General features: G+C 73.8%; 19 protein-coding genes. 13 read left to right on the top strand and 6 right to left on the bottom strand.

From position 1 onward, the window contains the following. Positions 1-41: 41 nt before the first annotated feature. The gene (thpR, locus tag ACZ4U4_RS23190) at positions 42-626 is read left to right on the top strand and encodes an RNA 2',3'-cyclic phosphodiesterase (protein WP_467877453.1); all 585 of its coding nucleotides are present in this window, start codon (positions 42-44) and stop codon (positions 624-626) included. A 170-nt stretch (positions 627-796) separates the two neighbouring features. On the opposite strand, the gene ACZ4U4_RS23185 is transcribed toward thpR, so the two are convergent. Both ACZ4U4_RS23185 and ACZ4U4_RS23180 read right to left on the bottom strand, forming a co-directional pair. Further along, positions 797-1795: an aldo/keto reductase gene (locus tag ACZ4U4_RS23185; RefSeq protein ID WP_467877451.1), complete on the bottom strand. Its 999-nt coding sequence runs from the start codon at positions 1793-1795 to the stop codon at positions 797-799. A 57-nt stretch (positions 1796-1852) separates the two neighbouring features. Further along, on the bottom strand, positions 1853-2551 hold the full coding sequence (locus ACZ4U4_RS23180; protein WP_467877519.1) for a GDSL-type esterase/lipase family protein: 699 nt from the start codon (positions 2549-2551) through the stop codon (positions 1853-1855). A gap of 187 nt (positions 2552-2738) precedes the next feature. Here ACZ4U4_RS23180 and ACZ4U4_RS23175 point away from each other — a divergent pair, with 187 nt between their 5' ends. Continuing rightward, positions 2739-3734, top strand: coding sequence for a TolB-like translocation protein (locus ACZ4U4_RS23175; RefSeq protein ID WP_467877448.1), 996 nt, complete (start codon positions 2739-2741; stop codon positions 3732-3734). 42 nt (positions 3735-3776) lie between these two features. Here ACZ4U4_RS23175 and ACZ4U4_RS23170 read toward each other — a convergent pair whose 3' ends face one another. Continuing rightward, positions 3777-4517, bottom strand: a complete 741-nt coding sequence (locus tag ACZ4U4_RS23170; RefSeq protein ID WP_467877445.1) for a VOC family protein — start codon at positions 4515-4517, stop codon at positions 3777-3779. A 328-nt stretch (positions 4518-4845) separates the two neighbouring features. On the opposite strand from ACZ4U4_RS23170, the gene ACZ4U4_RS23165 reads away from it, so the two are divergent. After that, positions 4846-5592, top strand: coding sequence for a DUF4232 domain-containing protein (locus ACZ4U4_RS23165; RefSeq protein ID WP_467877443.1), 747 nt, complete (start codon positions 4846-4848; stop codon positions 5590-5592). 255 nt (positions 5593-5847) lie between these two features. Here ACZ4U4_RS23165 and ACZ4U4_RS23160 read toward each other — a convergent pair whose 3' ends face one another. Both ACZ4U4_RS23160 and serC read right to left on the bottom strand, forming a co-directional pair. After that, the gene (locus tag ACZ4U4_RS23160; protein ID WP_467877441.1) at positions 5848-6321 is read right to left on the bottom strand and encodes a PPOX class F420-dependent oxidoreductase; all 474 of its coding nucleotides are present in this window, start codon (positions 6319-6321) and stop codon (positions 5848-5850) included. 164 nt (positions 6322-6485) lie between these two features. Further along, complete coding sequence (serC, locus tag ACZ4U4_RS23155; protein WP_467877439.1) at positions 6486-7604, bottom strand: phosphoserine transaminase; 1119 nt, start codon at positions 7602-7604, stop codon at positions 6486-6488. Positions 7605-8073: 469 nt separating this feature from the next. Between serC and ACZ4U4_RS23150 the strand changes: the two genes are divergently transcribed. The 4 genes from ACZ4U4_RS23150 (at position 8074) to ACZ4U4_RS23135 (ending at position 13273) form a co-directional block, all read left to right on the top strand. Next, positions 8074-8940: an isocitrate lyase/PEP mutase family protein gene (locus ACZ4U4_RS23150; RefSeq protein WP_467877516.1), complete on the top strand. Its 867-nt coding sequence runs from the start codon at positions 8074-8076 to the stop codon at positions 8938-8940. A gap of 184 nt (positions 8941-9124) precedes the next feature. Beyond that, positions 9125-9544: a hypothetical protein gene (locus ACZ4U4_RS23145; RefSeq protein WP_467877437.1), complete on the top strand. Its 420-nt coding sequence runs from the start codon at positions 9125-9127 to the stop codon at positions 9542-9544. 117 nt (positions 9545-9661) lie between these two features. Next, on the top strand, positions 9662-9976 hold the full coding sequence (locus ACZ4U4_RS23140; protein ID WP_467877434.1) for an SHOCT domain-containing protein: 315 nt from the start codon (positions 9662-9664) through the stop codon (positions 9974-9976). A gap of 447 nt (positions 9977-10423) precedes the next feature. Further along, complete coding sequence (locus tag ACZ4U4_RS23135; protein WP_467877432.1) at positions 10424-13273, top strand: FAD-binding and (Fe-S)-binding domain-containing protein; 2850 nt, start codon at positions 10424-10426, stop codon at positions 13271-13273. 5 nt (positions 13274-13278) lie between these two features. Here ACZ4U4_RS23135 and ACZ4U4_RS23130 read toward each other — a convergent pair whose 3' ends face one another. Then, positions 13279-14136, bottom strand: a complete 858-nt coding sequence (locus ACZ4U4_RS23130; protein ID WP_467877429.1) for a LysR family transcriptional regulator — start codon at positions 14134-14136, stop codon at positions 13279-13281. A 69-nt stretch (positions 14137-14205) separates the two neighbouring features. Between ACZ4U4_RS23130 and ACZ4U4_RS23125 the strand changes: the two genes are divergently transcribed. From ACZ4U4_RS23125 to ACZ4U4_RS23100, 6 genes are all read left to right on the top strand, one after another. Further along, positions 14206-15201 (top strand): EamA family transporter, encoded by a 996-nt coding sequence (locus ACZ4U4_RS23125; protein WP_467877426.1) that lies wholly within the window; start codon positions 14206-14208, stop codon positions 15199-15201. Positions 15202-15524: 323 nt separating this feature from the next. Beyond that, complete coding sequence (locus tag ACZ4U4_RS23120) at positions 15525-16334, top strand: TIGR03084 family metal-binding protein (RefSeq protein ID WP_467877423.1); 810 nt, start codon at positions 15525-15527, stop codon at positions 16332-16334. Continuing rightward, positions 16331-18040: an acyclic terpene utilization AtuA family protein gene (locus ACZ4U4_RS23115; protein WP_467877420.1), complete on the top strand. Its 1710-nt coding sequence runs from the start codon at positions 16331-16333 to the stop codon at positions 18038-18040. The genes ACZ4U4_RS23120 and ACZ4U4_RS23115 overlap by 4 nt, the downstream gene beginning before the upstream one ends. Next, entirely contained in the window at positions 18037-19635 is a 1599-nt protein-coding gene (locus tag ACZ4U4_RS23110; protein ID WP_467877417.1) for an acyl-CoA carboxylase subunit beta, read from the top strand. The genes ACZ4U4_RS23115 and ACZ4U4_RS23110 overlap by 4 nt, the downstream gene beginning before the upstream one ends. Positions 19636-19642: 7 nt before the next feature. Further along, positions 19643-21574 (top strand): acetyl/propionyl/methylcrotonyl-CoA carboxylase subunit alpha, encoded by a 1932-nt coding sequence (locus ACZ4U4_RS23105; protein WP_467877414.1) that lies wholly within the window; start codon positions 19643-19645, stop codon positions 21572-21574. Positions 21575-21708: 134 nt separating this feature from the next. Further along, positions 21709-22884 (top strand): acyl-CoA dehydrogenase family protein, encoded by a 1176-nt coding sequence (locus ACZ4U4_RS23100; RefSeq protein WP_467877412.1) that lies wholly within the window; start codon positions 21709-21711, stop codon positions 22882-22884. The last annotated feature ends 48 nt before the right edge of the window (positions 22885-22932 follow it).

The raw sequence follows: 22932 nt of genomic DNA, 5'->3' as shown, positions 1-22932 counted from the left end.
GAGCCGTTTCCGGGTGGCGGCGCCCGCGCGACACTGGCCGGGTGAGACTCTTCGCCGCGGTGCTGCCGCCCGCCTCCGCCGTCGCCGAGCTGGCACGGCAGGTCGACGCGCTGCGCGCGCTGCCGGACGCCGGACGGCTGCGCTGGGCCGGGCACGACGGCTGGCACTTCACCCTCGCCTTCTACGGCGAGGTCCCCGATGACACCCTGCCCGAGCTGCGCGAACGCCTGGCCCGTGGCGCCCGGCGGCACGCCCCGTACGGGCTGCGGATCGCCGGTGGCGGACGGTTCGCCGACCGGGTGCTGTGGGCGGGCGCGGACGGTGAGCTGGCGGCGATGCGGAAGCTGGCCGGCACCGCCGCGGCCGCCGGGCGCCGGGCGGGGGTCCCCGGGCCCGGCACCGACGGGCACCGCGGCTTCACCCCGCACCTCACCCTGGCCCGCAACCGCGACCCGCGGGTCGGCCTCGCGCCGTTCGCCGCCGTGCTGGAGTCCTTCGAGGGCAGCCCCTGGACCGCCGCCTCGCTCGCCCTCATCCGCAGTCACCCGCCCGCCCCGGGCGTCGCGGGCGCCCAGCCGCACTACGAAACGGTGGACGAGTGGCACCTAGGGGCAGCCGGTCGCTGAAACGTTCGGATCGCGCCCGGTACGCTCACAGGGTGGATCCCAAAACCCGGAACCGGATCATGTCCGGTCTGCTCGCGCTGCTGCTCGTCGTCGTCATCGTGGCGGCCGCCCTGCGCTGAGCCGCGCCCCGGACACGACGTACGACGCGCCGCCGCATCCGGGGCGGACGCTCACCAGGCGAACGCCTCCGGCGAGGCGCCCGGGCCCGGGAAGATCTCGTCCAGGGCGGTCAGCAGGCCCTCCGGCAGCTCCAGGGCGACGGCGCGGAGCGCCGAGGCGAGGTGCTCCGGGGTGCGCGGGCCGACGATCGGGCCGGTGAGGCCCGGGCGGGTCAGCAGCCAGGCCAGCGCCACCTCACCGGGCTCCAGACCGTGCTCGGCGAGCAGGTCCTCGTACCGCGTCAGCTGTGCGCGGATCACCGGGTCGGCGAGCGCGTCGGCGGCCCGTCCGGAGGTGGAGCGGGCCGCGCCGCCCTCCCGCTCCTTGCGCAGCGCGCCGCCCAGCAGCCCGCCGTGCAGCGGCGACCACGCGACGACGCCGAGGCCGTAGCTCTCCGCCGCCGGGATCACCTCCATCTCGGCCCGCCGCTCGGCGAGGTTGTAGAGGCACTGCTCGCTGACCAGCCCCAGCGAGCCGCGGCGCCGGGCCGCCTCGTTGGCCTGCGCGAGATGCCAGCCGGCGTGGTTGGAGGACCCGGCGTAGAGGATCTTGCCCTGCTGGACGAGGACGTCGATCGCCTGCCAGATCTCGTCCCAGGGCGTCGCCCGGTCGACGTGGTGGAACTGGTACAGATCGATGTGGTCGGTGCCCAGGCGGCGCAGCGAGGCGTCGACCGCGCGGCGGATGTTCACCGCGGAGAGCTTGTCGTGGTTGGGCCAGGCGGGCGCGCCGTCGGGGGCCATGTTCCCGTAGACCTTGGTGGCCAGCACCACCTTGTCCCGGCGCCCGCCGCCCCGGGCGAACCACGAGCCGATGATCTCCTCCGTACGGCCCTTGTTCTCACCCCAGCCGTAGACGTTGGCGGTGTCGAAGAAGTTGACCCCGGCGTCCAGGGCGGCGTCCATCAGGGCGTGGCTGTCGGCCTCGTCGGTCTGCGGGCCGAAGTTCATCGTGCCGAGAACGAGACGGCTGACCTTGAGTCCGGTGCGTCCGAGCTGCGTGTACTCCATGGAGGCAGCCAACGCCCTGGAGCGCGCTCGAAGCAAGGAAGGGCGGCGCGTGGCGGCTCAGCCCGCCGCGTACTCCGGGGCCGGCGCCGCCGCGTACGGGCCGCCGACGCCCCACGCCGTGTGCAGCGCCCCCGCGAACGCCGCCGCGAGGGCGTGCTCACCGGCGGGGGAGGGGTGGGTGCCGTCGTGGGTGTGGTGGGCGAGGTCCCAGGGGGCAGGGGGCGGGGCGAGGAGGAAGGGGGAGGCGGGGGTGGTGAGCGTGGCGGCGGCCCCGGCGAGGAGGGCGTTGAAACGGGCGCACTCCGCGGCGAACTGCGGGTCGTCGGCGGCCCGGGAGTTGGCGAGGACGGGCAGCAGCACGGCCCGGACGCACGGGTTCGCGCGGCGGGCGGCGGTCAGGAAGTGCCGTACGTTCGCGGCGGTCTGGGCCGCGTCGGTGTAGAAGCCGAGGTCTATCAGGCCGAGGGAGACCAGCAGGGTGTCGGCGCGGTGGGCGCGGACGGCGTCACCGATCAGCGGCGCCATGTGCAGCCAGCCCTCGCCCCATCCGGCGAGGTGACGGCGGGCGTCCGGCGGGAAGGCCGGGTCGCCGTAGCGCTGCGAGGTGGCGGCGTCGGTGGCGGTGTCGTGCAGCGCCTCGCGCGGCCCGACCAGCCGGAACGGCCCGTCGTGAGTGGCGTGCAGGTGCTGCCACAGGCGGTAACGCCAGGTGAAGTCACCGCAGCTGCCGATGGTCATCGAGTCACCGACGGGCATGATCCTCATCCCGCCATGATCTCCGACGCCATTACCGGGCGGTACGTGACCCTGCCCACGCGGGGCGCGCACGGGGCGCTCCTACGGCGTGCCCGCGGCGGCCCGGGGCGCCGTTCCGCACCCGGTGCCCGTCCGGGGTTGTCCACAGGCCGTCCCCCGCGGGAGCGCGGGATGGCACTCTGAGCACATGCGTTCGCTTCTGTGCGCGGCCGGTGCCGCGGGGCTTTTGATGAGTACGGCCGTCGCACCCGCGGCCGCCGACGAGCCGGACGGCTTCCGGATCAGCGACCACCGGATCACCGAGTCCAGCGGCCTGATAGCCAGCCGCACCCACCCCGGCGTCTACTGGACCCACAACGACAGCGACGACGGCCCGTACGTCTACGCCGTCGACTCCCGCACCGGCCGCACCGTCGCCACCGTCACCCTCCGCGGCATCGGCGACCCCCGCGACGTCGAGGCGATCTCGCTGGGCCCGGACGGCAACATCTACGTCGGCGACATCGGCGACAACCTCGGCGGCACGTGGGACCACGTCTGGATCTACCGCTTCCCGGAGCCGAAGCAACTGCGCGACCAGACCGTCACCGCCACGCAGTTCGTGGTGAAGTACGACGACGGCCCGCGCGACGCCGAGGCGCTGATGGTCCACCCGAAGACCGGCCGGGTCTACATCGCCAGCAAGAAGCAGGGTGGCGGAGGTGCGCTCTACGCCGCCCCCGAGCACCTGTCGGCCTCCGGTACGAACGTCTTCCGCAAGGTCGCCCCGATCGACCTGTGGGTCACCGACGGCTCGTTCTCCCCCGACGGCACCCGGCTGATCCTCCGCAGCTACTTCGGCGCCCGCATGTACGCCTGGCGGGACAACCGCCCCAAGGACCTCGGCAGCGTCGGCGTCCCCGTCCAGCAACAGGGCGAATCGGTGAGCTTCACCCCCGACGGCCGCACCCTGATGTTCGGCTCGGAGGGCGAGAACAGCCCCGTCGAACCGGTCGGCCTGAGCGGCGAACAACTCCCCGAATCGGCGGCGGGCAAGGACGCGGACCACGCCACCAAGGACGGCTCCGGCACCACCGGGGACGAGGCGACGCTCAGCCCCGCCCTGGTCAAGGTGGGCCTGGTGTTCGTCCTGGCGACGGTGGTGGTGACGGGGTTGCGGAGGGTGTTCCGGCGGAAGGGGTGAGGGGGCGGCACGCGAGCCCCGCACTCGCGGCCGGAAGTCCCCTCAGCGCGGCGCCCCCAGGATGCAGAACTGGTTGCCTTCGATGTCTGCCAGGACCTTCCAGGGGGTGTCGCCCTGGCCGATGTCGGCGGGGGCGGCGCCCAGGGTCTGGAGGCGGGCCGCCTCCGTCTCCTCGTCCTCGCCGCGGTACGGCATGACGTCGAGATGGGCGCGGCTCCGTACGTTCCTCGTGTCGGGGGTGCGGAGGAACTCCAGGTACGGGCCGACGCCCTTGGCGGAGCGGAACCGTGCGTGGTCGTCGGTCAGTTCGTGCAGGGTCCAGTCCAGCGCCTCGTCCCAGAAGCGGGCCATGGCGCGCGGATCGGCGCAGTCGACCACGACCGCGGCGATCGGGCCGGTGTCCCGGTAGATTTCCCGGGGCTCCAGCACGCAGAACACATTGCCTTCGGGGTCGGCGAGGACGGTCCACGGGACGTCGCCCTGGCCCACATCGGCGGGCGTGGCGCCGAGCTCCTTCAGGCGTGCGACCAGTTCCGTCTGGTGGTCCGCGGAGGTGGTGGCGAGGTCGATGTGGACGCGGTACCGGACCGTTTCGGGGTCCGGGACCCTGACGGTGTCGATGCAAAGAGCCTCGGGGGTGGGCCAGTTGAGTTCCTCGGGGTACACGTTGGTCACACCGGGGCCCTCGCTTTCGAGGCCCCAGCCGAGCGCCTCCGCCCAGAACTTGCCGAGTGCCACCTCGTCGCGTGCCTTGATGTTCACGTTCACCAGTCGCAGTGCCATGCGGGCGATCGTACGGAGACATCGATCGTCTGTCCGGGGGATTGTGGAGCGGAAGCAGGTGCGCGCGGAGCGGAATGCCCCTGCCGGGGTGGGTGGTTGACGTGGTGATGCGGTGGGATGCGGTGGCTTGTGCGACGGATGGGGTGAAGGTGGACGGTGGGGGCGAAAGCGCAGGTCCGGGGGTATATGGACGATCACCGGCGGGGCTTCCGTGAGGTGTTAGTCGCGCGTTAGCGGGACGCCAACGCGAGGGCGCACCTTGGAGGAGTCGAACCCCACGGCCCGGCGCTCCGGGCAGGCCGCCCCCATGGCAAAGGAACGCAGCCTCATGTCGCACCGCACCCTTCTCCGTCCGGTCCGTACCACCGCCGCTCTCGCGCTCGCCGCGGTCGCCGCCTTCGGCCTGACCGCGTGCGACAACTCGGACGGCGGCGCCGACGCGGCCGGTAAGTCCTCCTCCCAGGCATCCGACTCCTCGGGCGGCCAGGCGTCCTCCGCGGACGGTCAGGGCGCCGATGACGCGAAGTCCGGCGCCTCGGCCACCACCGGCGGCTCGGGTGCGTCCGGCGGTACCTCCGGTGGCTCGACCGGCGGTTCCTCCGGCGGCTCCGGTGCGGCGGCGGCCCGGGCGGCCGCGGCGGCCGCCTCGCAGGACAACGCGAGCGACCGCTGCGAGGCCGATGTCCTCCGGCTGGAGCTGGGGCAGAGCGACACGGGCGCCGGCAACATCCGCTACCCGCTGTCGTTCACCAACACCGGTAAGAAGAGCTGCACCCTGCGCGGCTACCCGGGCGTCGCCCTGCTCGCCAAGGACGGCTCGTCCCTCGGCCACCCCGCCGACCGCGAGGGCGGCGCGGGCAGCTCCGTGACCCTCGCCCCGGGCGGTTCCGCGCACACCGTGCTGCACACCATCAACGACGGTCTCAAGGACGGCGGTTGCTGGAAGGACGCGTCGCTGGTCCAGGTGTACGCGCCGGGCTCGAAGATCAAGATGACCGCCCGGGCCGCCGACGGCCTGCGGGTCTGCGGCAACGAGTTCCTGGTCTCCGCCCTCGAATCGGGCAGCGGCAGCTGACCCCGGGGCCCGACCGGGCCCCGCCCTCGGGCCTTCGGGCCCGGCCCACGGACTCGGCTCAAGGGGATGCCTGCCCCCTTGAGCCGGCCTACGGCCCCGGGCCACCCGCCCCGGCACCGGACCTCCCCTTCCCGGTTCCGGCGGCGGATGGCGACCGGGGCCCTCTCCGCCGGATGCCGGCACCGCCCCCCGTCGGTGCCGGCATCCGGTGCGTTCACCGCCGTACGAGGCCCAGGCCGCGGGCGGGCCCGAGCGCTACAGCGCCCCGCCCTCGTCGTCCCACCGTTCCTCCGCCGCGAGGTCGGAATCCCTGGCCTCGGGTTCCTTCAGGCCGGTCAGCCGCAGTTCGTAGTGGAGCGTGGTGTCGCGCACGATGCGGTGGGCGAGGGGGACGAACAGGCCGTGCAGCAGCGGGTACTTGCGGGTCAGGCTGCGGCCGGCGCGGCGGTACTCGCGGGTCGCCGGGTCGAGCAGCCGCACCCGCGCCCGGTAGGTGGGGCCGGTGGGGCGGCCGCGCCAGGTGGAGCAGCAGATCTCCACATCGGGGAAGTTCCGCATCCGCTTGACCTTCGCCGCCTTGCCATGCGTACGGAAGTAGGCGTGGTCCCCGTCGACGGAGAGGTTGACCGGGGTGCCGACACCCGTGCCGTCCCGCTTGAAGGTGGTGAGCAGCACCGCGCCCTGGTGTACGAAGGAGGCGAGGTCGGGGTCGGTGGGTGGAGTGCTCATACCTCCCATGGAGGCACAGGCGGCGGCGTTCGGCCCGTGGGGACGGGGCCGTTCGGGCGGCCGGCGGTCCGGACGCGGCGCGGCCCCCGGATCCGGGCGGGATCCGGGGGCCGCGGCGTCGTACCGCTCCGGGCGCGGCCGCCGTACGGCCGGGCCCGGGAGGGTCAGAGCTTGCCGATGACGTGGTCGATGCAGACCGTCAGCGCCTCGACGTCCGCCGGGTCGACGGCCGGGAACATCGCGATGCGCAGCTGGTTGCGGCCGAGCTTGCGGTACGGCTCGGTGTCGACGATGCCGTTGGCGCGCAGCGCCTTGGCGACCGCGGCGGCGTCGATCGACTCGTCGAAGTCGATGGTGCCGATGACCTGCGAACGCTTCGCCGGGTCGGTGACGAACGGGGTGGCGTACGACGACTTCTCGGCCCAGCCGTAGAGCGCCGCGGAGGAGGCGGCGGTGCGGCCCGTGGACCACTCCAGACCGCCCTGGCCGTTGATCCACTCCAGCTGCTCGTTGAGCAGGAAGAGGGTGGCCAGCGCCGGGGTGTTGTACGTCTGGTTCTTCAGGGAGTTGTCGATCGCCGTCGGCAGCGAGAAGAACTCCGGGATGTGCCGCCCCGAGGCGTGGATGGCGCGGGCGCGCTCCAGCGCGGCGGGGGAGAAGGCCGCGATCCACAGGCCGCCGTCGGAGGCGAAGGACTTCTGCGGCGCGAAGTAGTAGACGTCGCTCTCGGCGATGTCGACGGGCAGACCGCCCGCGCCGGAGGTGGCGTCGACCAGGACCAGCGCGCCCTCGTCGGCGCCCGCGACCCGCTTGATCGGGGCGGCGACACCGGTGGAGGTCTCGTTGTGGGTCAGCGCGTAGACGTCGGTACCCGCCTCGGCCTGCGGCTCGGGGTGGGTGCCGGGGTCGGACGCGATGACGGTGGGCTCCGCGAGCCACGGCGCCAGCTTGGCGGCCTTGGCGAACTTCGAGGAGAACTCGCCGAAGGTGAGGTGCTGCGACTTGTTCTCGATCAGGCCGTGGGTCGCGATGTCCCAGAAGGCGGTGGAGCCGCCGTTGCCGAGGATCACCTCGTAGCCCTCGGGGAGCTGGAACAGCTCGCGTACGCCGTCGCGCACCGAACCGACCAGGTTCTTGACCGGGGCCTGGCGGTGGGAGGTACCGAGCAGGGAGGAACCGGTGGCGGCCAGCGCGGCCAGCGCCTCCGTCCGCACCTTGGAGGGGCCCGCGCCGAAGCGTCCGTCGGCGGGCTTGATGTCAGCGGGAATCTGGATATCAGCCACGCAGGCAGCCTAATCCGTCCCCGATGCGGGCCCGACGCCCCGTCCACCCGGTGAGATGAGCCGTCCCGCTTGTGGGTGGGGCGTGCGGCCGAGCTTCGGTAATGGAGGAGTAAAGAGAGAACAAGGATTCCCGTCGGTCCCGGGTTTCGGTGGAGTGGTCGGCGTGGTGTCGCCGTTGGCGGGAGTGACGGTTCGTTTCCCGTGTTGACCTGGGGGAAAAGGCTTCACCCGGGAGGGCGGAACGGTGGCTCGACTCGCGTGTCGCAAGGCAATCAACGGGCAAAGTTTGCAAAGTTCTGTAGGGCCCCGCACGGAGCGCGGGCTCCCCTTCCTTTCGCCATGACGCCTCCCTTTGCCGTGCCCGTGGAACGCCGGGCGCCGGGGAGGAGCGATATTCCCGTCCCCCTGAAATGAGGCCCCCATGACGGACCCTGTGACGGCCCCCGCGACGCACTCCATGACGCACTCCATGACGTACGGAAGTGCGCTGCGCGAGGAAATCCGATCCCCCGGAACGACCCCGCTCATCGGCGTCTACGACATGTACTCGGCGTCCATCGCGGCGCCCCGGTACAACGGTTTCTTCGTCTCCGGATTCGGCTTCGCCGCCTCGCATTACGGGCTGCCCGACATCGGATTCATCGCCTGGCCCGACATGGTCGCCTTCGTCGAAAGGCTGCGGCTGGCCTTTTCCTCCCACCATCTGCTGGTCGACATCGACGACGGATACGTGGACCCCGAGGTCGCCTGCCACGTGGTGCAGCGCCTGGAGCGCGGCGGCGCCTCCGGCGTCATCCTGGAGGACCAGATGCGCCCGCGCCGCTGCGGGCACGCCGACGGCAAGCTGGTCCTCCCGCTCGACGCGTACCTGGAGAAGCTGAACCTGGTGCTGGAGAGCAGGCAGGACATGCTGGTCGTCGCCCGCACCGACGCGACGGAGGAGTCCGACATCCTGCGCCGCGCCGCCGCGCTCGCCGAGACCGACGCGGACGTGGTCCTCGTCGACGGCGTCCGCAGCGTCGAATGGATCCGCCGCATCCGCAAGGTCATCGGCGACAAACCGCTGCTCTTCAACCAGATCGCCGGCGGAAAATCCCCTCGCCTCTCCCTCTCCGAACTCGCCGATCTGGGCTGCCAGGTCGCCATCTACAGCACGCCCTGCCTTTTCGCCGCGCACACCGCCATCGATGCCGCCCTCGAATCCATCCAGAATTCCGACGGACGGCTGCCGGAATTCGCCGGACCCGGCGCGATCGGCGTACAGGGCTCCACGGAATTGCTGGAGAAGAACATCAGCCGGCATCACGCTCCGCGACGGACGGCCGTACGCGTCTGACGGCCCCGGGACGCCGGGCCCGATGGCCGTGGCCGAGCGCGCAGCACCACTCGGGCCCGTAACCGGAGAGGCGGCAGCGGAAGTGAACGACATGAGCGGACGGAGATCAGAAGTGCGGGAAGCGAGTGGCCGCAGGCGGCGGAAGCCACCGGGAGCAGGGCCGTTCCGGAAGGCGGGGGCGGCCGTGGCCGTCGCGGTCGGCGCCTGCTGCGGGGTGCCGTGGGCCGCCGCCCCGGCCGCGGCCGACGCCCCCGACGGCGGGATGGAGACCCACCACGGCCCTTCCCTCCTCACGATCGACAACTCCAACGCCGACTCCTGGCTGGAGGTCGACCGCACCCTCAACATCCTGGCCCCGCTGAGCAAGGGCACGGCCGGCAGCGACCACGACGGGGGTGGCGGCGCGATCGACCAGCGGGTGGAGAACGGTCAGGGCGTCAAACAGAAGTCGGTGCCCCATGACGATCCCCGCGACGAGGGCGACGACGAGGAGGAGGACACCCCGCCGCGCCGCGAGAGCGCGGCCACCGGGGGCGATGATCCGGAGGGGGACGCGGATCGCGACGATCGGCCGTCGAGGCGGAAGGCGGCGGAGCGGCGCTGACCGGGCCCGACCGGGGCCGTCGGCGCTTTCCGCCCCCGCCTCCCGGAGGGACCATGGAAGGGAGGACACCTACGGGCGCCCGCTGTGAGCAGCCACTACGTGGGGAAGTGAACCGCGATGGGGTACTGGTACGGACACGGCGGCGGGCTGTGGCCATGGATGCTGGTCGGCCACTTCCTGTTCTGGATAGTGATCGTCATCGTCGCCGTTCTGCTCTTCCGCGCCTTCTCCCGGCGCCCCGGCCCACCCGGCGACGGCCACCCCACCTGGGGCCCCCGGCCCTCGTCCGGCACTCCCCGTGAGCCCAGCGCCGAACAGATCCTCGCCGAGCGTTACGCCCGCGGCGAGATCGACGAAGAGGAATACAAGCGACGCCTGGCCACCCTCCGGGGCACGCCGCCGGGGCCGCCGGGGCCACCGGGGATGGCGTGATCGTCGGCCCGTTGCCCGGTTTGCTTGGCGCCCGACCGAGCCTCGGTGGCCGCGGCACGGCCCGTCCCTCGACACATCTCCGGCTACTCCGCCGACGTGAGCCCCGAGGCGGGATCGAGTACTGGATCCGCGAAGGACTCCCCGTCGAGGGTGCGAACGGCGTTGAGCAGCGGGCCGCCGACCCGTTGACGGCGCCGATCGGGTCCATCCACTGCGCTTGCTGACGGCTGTTCGGCCGGGCATGAGTGCAACCGGAGGCGAACGGCTGTGGCGGTCACGGTGCTGCCTGTTGCCCGCTGAGCGAGGGGCGGCCCGGCCCTGGGCGGCCGGTGCTCAGCCACCCGGCGGCTCAGGATCCCGGCGGCCCGGCGGCCCGGCGTCCCCCATCCGCCCCACCCGGCCACGCCGTAACGCGCGAATCAGCCTCCCCCTGGGCAGGCTGCCCCCATGGCTGAACGTGCGGAGAGACAGCGGCAGGACCTGGTGCGGGAGTTGGCGGCGGTGGTGCGGGGAGAGGTCTCCGGAGCCTCCGCCGAGCGGGCGCTGGTGACGATGGACGCGTCGAATTACCGGCGGGTGCCGGAGGCGGTGGTGGCGCCGCGGGACGCGGGGGATGTGGCGGAGGTGTTGCGGGTCTGCCGGGAGCGGGGGGTGCCGGTCGTGCCGCGGGGCGGCGGGACCAGCATCGCCGGGCAGGCGACCGGGGTCGGCGTCGTGCTCGACTTCACGCGGCATCTGCGGGGGATCGGCGACATCGACCCGGAGACGCGGACCGCCACCGTCGAGCCGGGGGTGATCTGCGACGACCTGCGGGCCGCCGCGGCGCGGCACGGGCTGACGTTCGGGCCGGACCCGTCCACGCACAGCCGGTGCACCGTCGGCGGCATGATCGGGAACAACGCGTGCGGGTCGCATTCGGTCGCCTGGGGCACCACCGCCGACAACGTCGAGGAGCTGCGGCTGCTGACGTACGGCGGGGAGGAGGTGCGCGCCGGGCGGGGCGCGGACGCGACGGGCGCGCCGACCGGGTTGCCGCCCCGCCTCGCCGACGGTGTGCGGGGCCTCGTCGGACGGGAGTTGGCCCTGCTGCGGACCGGCTACCCGGAGCTGCCGCGGCGGATCTCCGGCTATGCGCTCGATGCGCTGCTGCCCGAGAACGGGACCGATCTGGCGCGGGCGCTGACCGGCAGCGAGGGCACGCTCGGGGTGCTGACCGAGGCGACCGTGCGGCTGGTCGAGGCGCCGGCCGCGCGGGCGCTGGCGGTGCTCGGGTACGCGGACGAGTCCGGCGCCGCCGAGGCCGCCCACACGCTGTTGCCGTACGGGCCGCTGACCGTCGAGGGGATGGCCGCCGACCTGGTGCGCGACGCCGCCGGGCTGCCCAGGGGCGGTGCGTGGCTGTTCGTCGAGACGGGCGGGGCGAGCGCCGCCGAGGCCGCCGCGCGGGCCGAGGAGATCTGCCGGGCGGCGGGCGGGGAGACCACCGGGCACACCGTCGTCGCCGACCCGGCCGGGCAGCGCGCCCTGTGGCGGGTGCGGGAGGACGCGTCCGGCACCGCGACGCGGACCGCTGATGGCAGTGAAGCGTGGCCCGGGTGGGAGGACTGTGCGGTGCCGCCCGCGCGGCTCGGGCCCTACCTGCGGGAATTCCGGGCGCTCCTGGCCCAGCACGGGCTGCGCGGCACCCCGTACGGCCACTTCGGGGACGGGTGCATCCACGTCCGGATCGATTTCGATCTGCTGAGTGCGCCGGGCATCCGCCGCTTCCGGGAGTTCTCCGTCGAGCTCGCGGACCTCGTCGTCGCGCACGGCGGGTCGCTCTCCGGCGAGCACGGGGACGGGCAGGCGCGGGCCGAGCTGCTGCCGCGGATGTACGGAAGCGAACTCGTCGGCGTCTTCGAGGAGTTCAAGGCGCTCTGGGATCCGGCGGACGGGCTCAACCCGGGGATGCTGGTGCGGCCCGCGCGGATCGACCAGAACCTGCGGTTCGACGTGCTGCCGCGCCGCCCGGTGCCGGTGGAGTTCGGGTATCCGCACGACGGCGGGGACTTCTCGGCCGCCGTGCGCCGGTGCGTGGGCGTCGCCCGGTGCCGTACGGAGCACGTCGCCCCGGGCTCGTCCGAGGTGATGTGCCCGTCGTTCCGGGCGACCCGGGAGGAGCGGCACTCCACCCGGGGGCGGGCGCGGCTGCTGCACGAGATGCTGGCCGGGGAGGTCGTCACGGACGGCTGGCGGTCGCCTGAGGTGCGCGAGGCGCTCGATCTGTGCCTGTCGTGCAAGGGGTGCCGCAGCGACTGCCCGGTCGGCGTGGACATGGCCACGTACAAGGCGGAGTTCCTGCACCACCACTACGCGGGGCGGGTGCGGCCCGCCGCGCACTACAGCATGGGGCGGCTGCCGGGCTGGCTGCGGGCCGCCGCGCCGCTCGCGCCGCTGTTCAACGCGGCGGCGCGGACCCCGCTCGCCGCCCTCGGCAAACGCCTGGGCGGCATCGCCCCGCAGCGCGAGATCCCGGAGCTGGCGACGGAACCGTTCACCCGGTGGTTCGCCCACCGCAGCCGGGGGCGGACCGCCCCGCCGGCCGCCGCGCGGACCGTCGTGCTCTGGCCCGACACCTTCACCAACTACCTCGCGCCGCAGGTCGGCCGGTCCGCCGTCCGGGTGCTGGAGGCCGCCGGGCAGCAGATCGCGATGCCGGGGCCCGGCGTCTGCTGCGGGCTGACGTATGTGTCGACCGGGCAGCTCGACACCGCCCGGAAGGTGATGCGCCGGACCCTGGACCGGATGGATCGGGCCGGCGGCCACCCGCTCGTCGTCCTCGAACCGAGCTGCGCCGCCACCCTCCGCACCGATCTGCCGGAGCTGCTGCCGGACGATCCGCGGGCCGCCGCGCTCGCCGCGTCCGTACGGACCTTCGCCGAGGTGCTGGAGGAGCGGGCCCCCGACTGGCGGCCGCCGCGCCTGGACCGGCCGGTCGTCGGGCAGACCCACTGCCACCAGCACGCCGTCCTCGGTGACGCGGCCGACCGGCGGCTGCGCGAGAAGGCCGGCCTGACCGGGACGCTCAGCGGCGGCTGCTGCGGGCTGGCCGGGAACTTCGGCTTCGAGGACGGCCACTGGGACGTCTCCGTCGCCTGCGCCGAGGAACAACTGCTGCCCGCCGTACGGGACGCCCCGGACGGCGCGGAGGTCGTCGCCGACGGGTTCTCCTGCCGCACCCAACTCGCCCAGCTGGGGGAACGGCCCGGGCGCCATCTCGCGGAGGTGCTGGCCGAGGGGCTGGACCGGCCCGCGTAGGCGGGTCACCCCTCCCGCAGCACCTCCCGCGCCAGCCGCCGCAGATCCGCCAGCGCCGGATGCCCCGGCTCGTCGCGCCGGGCGAGGACCACCGGGACCGGCGGGGCGTCGGTCAGCGGGACGTACGCCATGGTCGGCAGCGGGTGCATCCGGGCGGTCGCGGTGGTCGTGACGCCGACCGCCCGGCCACCGGTGATCGCGGCCAGCCAGTCGTCGGTGTTGCCGATGGTCACCGTGGACGCGGGCCGGGCGTGCGGGGGCCACAGGTCGAGGGTGGTGGTGCCGGAGACGGTGTTCAGGGCGAGGGTGCGGTCCGCGAGGTCGGCGAGGGAGAGGTGCGGGCGGGCGGCGAGCGGATCATCGGCGGCGAGGCCCGCCACCCGCTCCTCGGTGAGCAGCAGTTCGGTGACGAGCCCCGGCGTGCGGACCTCGCCGCGCAGCAGCGCCGCGTCCACGTCGCCGCGGGCCAGCCCCGCCGTACGGTCGTCGATCCGCAGCAGCTCCAGCGGCGTCTCCGGATGCTCCTGGTGCCAGCGGCGCAGCAGCCGCGGGGTGTACGGGCCCGCCGCCGACCAGGCGTGGCCCAGCCGCAGCGGCCAGGCGGCGCCGCGGCCGAGGGCCAGCGCCCGGTCGAAGGCGGCGGTCGCGAGCGCCGCCTGATCGCGGAAGCGCAGCCCCTCGGCGGTGAGCGCCAGATGGTGGGTGGAGCGGTCGACGAGGCGGACGCCCAGCTCCTGCTCCAGTTGGCGCAGGGTGCGGGAGACGGCGGGCTGTGTCAGATGGAGCCGTTCGGCGGCGCGGGTGACGCTGAGGGTGTCGGCGATGGCGAGGAAGCAGCGGAGGTGACGCAGCTCGATGCTCATACGCGCGGAGCATAACAACAGGAAAAACGGCATTTCACGGACCGGATCGGCGGGCCTTAGCGTGGTGCCGTGAACTCCTCGTCGCCCGGTCCCGACGGCGCCGCCGCGCCCGCCTCCGCACCCTCCGCCGCGTCGCGCCCCGACCCGGCGGGCGGGCCGCATCCCGTCCCGCCCTCCCCGGAGGTCGCCGCGGCCGAGGCGGCGGGCGGCGGTGCGGGCGGGCGCGGCCGGCTCGTCTCGGTGGCGCTGGTGATGGGCGGGATCGTCTCGCTGCAGTTCGGCTCGTCGGTCGCGGTGCTGCTCTTCCCGCGCGCCGGGGCGCTGGGCGTCGTCACGCTGCGGCTGGTGGTGGCGTCGCTGGTGCTGCTGATCGCCTGCCGTCCGAAGCTGCGCGGCTACGGGCGCGGCGACTGGGCCACCGTCATCGGCTTCGGCGTCGCCCTGGCCGGTATGAACTCCCTCTTCTACCAGGCGATCGACCGCATCCCGCTGGGCGCCGCGGTCACCCTGGAGTTCCTGGGCCCGCTGATCCTGTCGGTCGCCACCTCCCGGCGGGTGCTGAGCCTGCTGTGGGCGGCGCTGGCCCTGGGCGGCGTGGTGCTGCTGGGGCGCGAGGGCTTCGACGGGCTGAACCTCGGCGGAGCCGCGTGTGCGCTGGCCGCGGGCGGGCTGTGGGCCGCGTACATCCTGCTGTCGGCGCGGGCCGGGCAGCGCTTCCCGCAGGCCGACGGGCTGGCGCTGGCGATGACCGTCGCGGCGCTGCTCAGCCTGCCGCTGGGTATCGCGACCGCCGGGCGCGCGCTGCTCGATCCGGTCACCATCGGGCTGGGCGCCGCCGTCGCCCTGATGTCGTCGGTGCTGCCGTACACCCTCGAACTCCTCGCCCTGCGCAAGCTCCCGGCCTCCGGCTTCGCCGTGATGATGAGCCTGGAGCCGGCCGCCGCGGCGACCGCCGGGTTCCTCGTCCTCCACCAGGCGCTGGGCTGGGCGGAGGCCGTCGCCATCGGCCTGGTCGTGATCGCGAGCGTGGGCGCGGTACGGAGCGCGGGAGACGGGCGCGGCTGAGCCGGTCTTCGACGAGGTGCGGGGCGCGGGCCTGAGGGCTCGCGCCCCGTCGCCGTCTCCGAGCCCCCTGCATGCTCCGGAGCGCCCGCCCCACCGCGGCCAAAAATCATGCAGGCGTGCTTGATTGTTTCTCTGAGGGCTGCCACGCTCGGACCGCGCCCCGGGGGCCCGCCGCGAACGGGCGGCCCGAGCGCTCCCCGGGCGCGTACGCGGAGCACGTAGCAGTCAGCACGTCACCATGAGCACATCGCACACCGCACACAGAACGCAGGCAGGGCAGCTGATCCGGGTCCGTCCACGGCGGGCCGGGGAGGGAGTGTCGCGTGGCCGATCCCGGCGCCGTACTGGCGGATCTCAGGGACGAGAGCGAGGAGCTGGACGCGCTGGTCGCCGCGTTGCCGGCCGGGCGGTGGGCGGAGCCGACGCCCGCCCCCGGCTGGAACATCGCGCACCAGATCGCCCACCTCGCCTGGACCGACCGGCAGGCGCTCGCCGCCGCCACCGACCCGGACGCCTTCGCGCGCGCCGTCGAGTACGCCCTCGCGGCGCCGGACACCTTCGTCGACGAGGGCGCGGAGGAGGGCGCGCGGCAGGAGCCCGCCGTGCTGCTCGCCGGCTGGCGGGCCGGGCGTGCGGCGCTGCTCAGGGCGTTGCGGGCGGTGCCGGACGGGGTGAAGCTGCCGTGGTTCGGGCCGCCGATGAGCGTCGCGTCGATGGCCACCGGGCGGCTGATGGAGACCTGGGCGCACGGCCAGGATGTCGCCGATGCGCTCGGTGTCGTCCGGACGCCCACCGTCCGGCTGCGGCACGTCGCCCGGATCGGCGTCCGGGCCCGGAACTTCGCCTACGCGGCGCGCCAACTCCCGCTACCGGACGAGGAGTTCCGCGTCGAACTGCGGGCGCCCGACGGGACGGTGTGGGCGTACGGACCACAAGGCGCCGGGCAGCGGATCACCGGCGACGCGCTGGAGTTCTGCCTGCTGGTCACGCAGCGGGCGCACCGCGACGATCTGCCGAGCCTGTGCGCCGAAGGCGCCGACGCCGACCACTGGCTGGACATCGCCCAGGCGTTCGCGGGCCCGCCGGGACCGGGCCGGCCGCCGTCCGGCACCGGCGGGGGAGCGGCCGGATGAGCGGCGGGACGCTGCGGATCGGCAACGCCTCCGGCTTCTACGGCGACCGCTTCGACGCGCTGCGCGAAATGCTCACCGGCGGCCCGTTGGACGTCCTGACCGGCGACTACCTCGCCGAGCTGACCATGCTGATCCTCGGCCGCGACCGGCTCAAGGACCCCCGGCGCGGCTACGCGAAGACCTTCCTGCGGCAACTGGAGGACGGCCTCGGGCTCGCCGCCGAGCGCGGCGTCAAGATCGTCACCAACGCCGGGGGACTGAATCCGGCCGGACTCGCCGACGCCGTACGGGAGGTGGCGGACCGGGTCGGCGTGCCCGTACGGGTCGCCCATGTCGAGGGCGACGACCTGCTGGCCACCGGCGACCGCGCCCGCTGGGGCGACGGCGTGCTCACCGCCAACGCCTACCTCGGCGGCGACGGCATCGCGGCGTGTCTGCGGGCCGGGGCGGAGGTGGTGGTCACCGGGCGGGTCACCGACGCCGCGCTGGTCAGCGGCGCCGCGGTGGCCCACTTCGGCTGGGGCCCGGACGACCTGGACGCGCTGGCCGGGGCGGTCGTCGCCGGGCACGTCCTGGAGTGCGGTACCCAGGCCACCGGCGGCAACTACAGCTTCTTCGGCGAGCACGACGTGCGCCGCCCCGGCTTCCCGCTCGCCGAGATCGCCGCCGACGGCAGCTCCGTGATCACCAAACACCCCGGCACCGGCGGCGCCGTCACCACCGGCACCGTCACCGCCCAACTCCTCTACGAGACCGACGGCGCCCGCTACGCCGGACCGGACGTCACCGCCCGGCTCGACACCGTCCGGCTGCGCCAGGACGGGCCCGACCGGGTGCGGATCGACGGGGTGCGCGGCGAGGCGCCGCCGCCCGCGCTGAAGGCGGGGCTGACCCGGCTCGGCGGCTGGCGCAACGAGGTCACGTTCGTCCTGACCGGGCCGGCGATCGAGGCGAAGGCGGCGCTGGTCCGGGAGCAGTTGGCGGCCGCTCTCGACGCGGCGGAGGTCCGCCCCGCCGAGGTGCGGTGGACGCTGGCGCGCACCGACCACGCCGACGCGGCGGTCCAGGAGGAGGCGAGCGCGCTGCTGCGGCTCGTCGTCCGCGACCGGGACGAGGCGGCCGTCGGCCGGGCGGTCAGCGGCGCCGCCGTCGAACTGGCGCTGGGCAGCTACCCCGGCTTCCACCTCACCGCACCGCCCGGCAAGGGCGCCCCGTACGGCGTCTTCGAGGCGGCAGCGGTGGCGCGCACGGAGGTGGCGCACACGGCGGTGCTGCCCGACGGGACCCGGCACCCGGTCGCGCCGCCCGCGGCCACCCGGGAGTTGGTCCGGCTGCCCGACCCGGAGCTGCCGGAACCGCTCGCCGCCGGGCTGCCGGTCCGCCGCGCCCCGCTCGGCGCGGTCTGCGGCGCCCGCAGCGGCGACAAGGGCGGCTCCGCCAACGTCGGCGTATGGGCCCGGACGGATGCGGCCTGGCGGTGGCTCGCGCACACGCTGACCGTGGAGAAATTCCGCGAACTCCTGCCGGAAACAGCCGAGTTGATGGTGGACCGGCATCTGCTGCCCGGTCTCCGGTCGGTGAATTTCGTGGTCGAGGGGCTGCTGGGGGAGGGCGTCGCCGCGCAGGCGCGTTTCGACCCGCAGGCCAAGGCGGTGGGGGAGTGGCTGCGCTCCCGGCACCTGGAGATACCGGAGGCATTGCTGTGACTGTTCTGCCCACCGCGCTCGACACCGCGGACGAGACGTACACGCAGCGGCGTACGGAGATGCTGGCGAAGCTCGCGGAGGTCGAGGAGGCCCACGGGCAGGCGCTGGCGGGCGGCGGCGAGAAGTACCTCGCCCGCCACCGCAAGCGCGGCAAGCTGCCCGCCCGCGAACGCATCGAGCTGCTGCTCGATGCGGACACCCCGTTCCTGGAGCTGTCGCCGCTCGCCGCCTGGGGGAGCGACTACGCGACCGGCGCCGCGCTGGTCACCGGTATCGGCGTGGTCGAGGGCGTGGAGTGCCTGATCACCGCCAACGACCCGACGGTGCGCGGCGGCGCCTCCAACCCCTGGACGCTGAAGAAGGCGCTGCGGGCCAACGAGATCGCGTACGCCAACCGGCTGCCGGTGATCTCGCTCGTCGAATCCGGCGGCGCCGATCTGCCCAGTCAGAAGGAGATCTTCATCCCGGGCGGGGCGCTCTTCAAGGACCTCACCCGCCTCTCCGCCGCCGGGATCCCGACCGTCGCGGTGGTCTTCGGCAACTCCACCGCGGGCGGTGCGTACGTCCCCGGGATGTCCGACCACGTGATCATGGTCAAGGAGCGCGCCAAGGTCTTCCTCGGCGGGCCGCCGCTGGTCAAGATGGCCACCGGCGAGGAAAGCGACGACGAATCGCTGGGCGGCGCCGAGATGCACGCCCGCACCTCCGGGCTCGCCGACCACCTCGCGCTCGACGAACCGGACGCGCTGCGCCAGGCCCGCCGGGTCGTCGCCCGGCTCAACTGGCGCAAGGCGCACCCCGATCCGGCGCCCGCACCGCCGCCGGAGTACGACGCCGAGGAGCTGCTCGGCATCGTCCCCGGCGACCTCAAGGCGCCCTTCGACCCCGGCGAGGTGATCGCCCGGATCGTCGACGGCTCCGACTTCGACGCCTTCAAACCGCTCTACGGCACCAGCCTGACCTGCGGTTGGGCCAGGCTGCACGGCTATCCCGTCGGCATCCTCGCCAACGCCCGCGGGGTGCTCTTCAGCGAGGAGTCCCAGAAGGCCGCGCAGTTCATCCAGTTGGCCAACCAGCGCGACATCCCGCTGCTTTTCCTGCACAACACCACCGGCTACATGGTCGGCAAGGAGTACGAGCAGGGCGGGATCATCAAACACGGCGCGATGATGATCAACGCGGTCTCCAACTCGAAGGTCCCGCACCTCTCCGTCCTGATGGGCGCCTCCTACGGCGCCGGCCACTACGGCATGTGCGGCCGCGCCTACGACCCCCGCTTCCTCTTCAGCTGGCCCACCGCCAAATCCGCCGTGATGGGCCCGCAGCAACTGGCAGGGGTCCTGTCGATTGTTGCCCGCGCCTCCGCCGCCGCGAAGGGGCAGCCGTACGACGACGAGGCGGACGCCGGGCTGCGGGCGATGGTCGAGCAGCAGATCGAGTCGGAGTCGCTGCCGCTCTTCCTCTCCGGGCGGCTCTACGACGACGGCGTCATCGACCCCCGCGACACCCGCACCGTTCTCGGCCTGTGCCTGTCCGCCGTGCACACCGCGCCCGTCGAGGGCGCACGCGGCGGCTTCGGCGTCTTTCGGATGTGAGGCAGCAATGACACCAACGACGCGTTCACCACTCACTCTTTCGGGTGTTCTTGTCGCCAACCGCGGGGAGATCGCCCGCCGGGTCTTCCGCACCTGCCGGGAGCGGGGCCTCGCCACCGTCGCCGTGTACTCCGACGCGGACGCCGACGCCCCGCACGTCCGCGAGGCCGACACCGCCGTCCGGCTGCCGGGCGACGCCCCCGCCGACACCTATCTCCGCGGCGACCTGATCGTGAAAGCCGCGCTGGCCGCCGGTGCCGACGCCGTCCACCCCGGCTACGGCTTCCTCTCCGAGAACGCCGCCTTCGCCACCGCCGTCACCGACGCCGGGCTGACCTGGATCGGCCCGCCGCCCGAGGCGATCGAGGCGATGGCGTCCAAGACCCGCGCCAAGGAGCTGATGGCGGCGGCCGGGGTCCCGCTGCTCGCGCCCGTCGACCCCGCGGCCGCCACCGCCGCCGACCTCCCGCTGCTGGTCAAGGCCGCATCCGGTGGCGGCGGTCGCGGGATGCGGATCGTCACCGAACTCTCCGCACTCGACGGAGAGCTGGCTGCCGCGCGGGCCGAGGCCGCCGCCGCGTTCGGGGACGGCGAGGTCTTCGTCGAGCCGTACGTCACCGGTGGCCGCCACATCGAGGTGCAGATCCTCGCCGACGCGCACGGCGGCGTCTGGACGCTCGGCACCCGCGACTGCTCCCTCCAGCGCCGCCACCAGAAGGTCATCGAGGAGGCGCCCGCCCCCGGGCTCCCCGAGGGGCTGCGCACCACGCTGCACGAGGCCGCCGCCCGCGCCGCCCGCGCCATCGGCTACCGCGGCGCCGGCACCGTCGAATTCCTGGTCACCGCCGACGGCCGGGCCCACTTCCTGGAGATGAACACCCGCCTCCAGGTCGAGCACCCCGTCACCGAGGAGATCTACCGCCTCGACCTCGTCGCCCTTCAACTCTCCGTCGCCGAGGGGCGCCCGCTGGACGCCGCCCCGCCGCTGCCGCGCGGCCACGCCGTCGAGGCGCGGTTCTACGCCGAGGACCCGGCGGCCGACTGGCGGCCCGGCACCGGCCCGCTGCACCGCCTCGCCGTCCCCGGCTCCGTCCGCCTCGACTCCGGCGTCACCGACGGCTCCGTGATCACCGCGCACTACGATCCGATGCTCGCCAAGGTCATCGCCTGGGCCCCGACCCGCGCCGAGGCCGTCCGCCGCCTCGCCCATGCCCTCGAACGCACCCGCGTCCACGGTCCGGTCACCAACCGCGACCTGCTGGTCCGCTCCCTGCGCCACCCCGCCTTCACCACCACCGACGGCCTCGACACCGGCTTCTACGACCGCCACCTCACCGAACTGACCGGCCACGACGCCGCGTACGAGGCCCGTGCCCGGCTCGCCGCACTGGCCGCCGCCCTCGCCGACGCCCACGGCCGCTCCCGCTTCGGCGGCTTCCGCAACCTCCCCTCCCGGCCGCAGGTCAAGACGTACGCCGCCGACGGGGAGACGTACGAGATCCGCTACCGGCTGGTGCGCGGCGCGCTGCACGCCGAGGACTTCCCCGGCGTACGGCTGCTGGCGCACACGGCGGACGGCGTCGTCCTCGACGTGGACGGGCTGCGGCGGGAGTTCGCGGTGGCCCGCTACGGCGACCGGGTCCATGTGGACACCGCCACCGGCGGCCACGCCTTCACCGCACTGCCCCGCTTCCCCGACCCCGCCGACCGCACCGAACCCGGCTCGCTGCTCGCCCCGATGCCCGGCACCGTCGTCCGCCTCGCCACCGGACTCGCCGAGGGCGACCGGGTCGAGGCCGGGGCGCCGCTGCTCTGGCTGGAGGCGATGAAGATGGAGCACACCGTCACCGCCCCCGCCGCGGGCACGCTGACCAGCCTGCCGGTGCGCGTCGGCACGCAGGTGGAGGTCGGCGCGCTGCTGGCGGTGGTGGGCGACTGACGCCCGCCGCGCCCGCGCCCGGGCCCCGGCGCAGGCCCGCACCCGGCCGGGTCGCCGACGGCCGGGCCCCGCCCCCGTACACCCCACGCCTCACCCAGCTCACCCGTCTCACCCACCGCACAGAGGGAGCCCTCATGAGCACCGCCCTGCGCAACTCCGTGATCGAGACCGAGGAACAGCGTGATCTGCGCGCCGCCGTCGCGGCGCTCGGCAAGCGGTACGGCCGGGAGTACTTCACCCGCGTCGTCGCCGAGGGGCGCCACACCGACGAACTCTGGGCGGAGGCCGCCGGACTCGGCTACCTCGGCGTCAACCTCCCCGAGGAGTACGGCGGCGGAGGCGGCGGCATCGTCGAACTCTCCCTCGTCCTCGAAGAGTTGGGTGCCGCGGGGTGCCCGCTGCTGATGATGGTGGTCTCCCCGGCCATCTGCGGCACCGTCATCGCCCGCTTCGGCACCGAGGAGCAGAAACGCGCCTGGCTGCCGGGGCTCGCCGACGGCAGCCGCACCATGGCCTTCGGCATCACCGAACCGGACGCCGGCTCCAACTCCCACCGGATCACCACCACCGCGCGGCGCGACGGCTCGGACTGGATACTCACCGGCCGCAAGGTCTTCGTCTCCGGTGTCGACATCGCCGAGGCGACCCTCATCGTCGGCCGCACCGAGGACGCCCGCACCGGCCGCCTCAAGCCCTGCCTCTTCCTCGTCCCGCGCGACGCCCCCGGCTTCGGCCGCAGCCCCATCCCGATGGAACTCGCCGCCCCGGAGAAGCAGTTCGAGCTGGTCCTCGACGACGTCCGGCTGCCCGCCGACGCACTCGTCGGCGACGAGGACGCCGGACTCCTCCAACTCTTCGCCGGACTCAACCCCGAACGCATCATGACCGCCGCGTTCGCCCTCGGCATGGGCCGCTACGCCCTCGAACGTGCCGTCGATTACGCCCGCACCCGGCAGGTCTGGAAGGACCCGATCGGCGCCCACCAGGCCATCGCCCACCCGCTCGCCCAGGCCCATATCGACCTCGAATGCGCCCGCCTGATGATGCAGAAGGCCGCCCAGCTCTACGACGCGGGCGACGACATCGGCGCCGGAGAAGCTGCCAACATGGCGAAGTACGCCGCGGGTGAGGCCGCCGTCCGCGCGGTCGACCAGGCCGTCCACACCCTCGGCGGCAACGGCCTCACCCACGAATACGGACTCGCGTCCCTCGTCACCGCCGCCCGCGTCGCGCGGATCGCCCCCGTCAGCCGAGAGATGATCCTGAACTACATCTCCCACCAGACGCTGGGCCTCCCCAAGTCGTACTGAGGCGGCAGCGATCGGGGGACCGCAGGACCACCCTCCCCGAGCACGGCG

Source organism: Streptomyces sp. NPDC029159, assembly GCF_055564055.1.
Note: the sequence above shows the minus strand (reverse complement) of the source record. Positions and strands in the feature narration are given on the sequence as shown.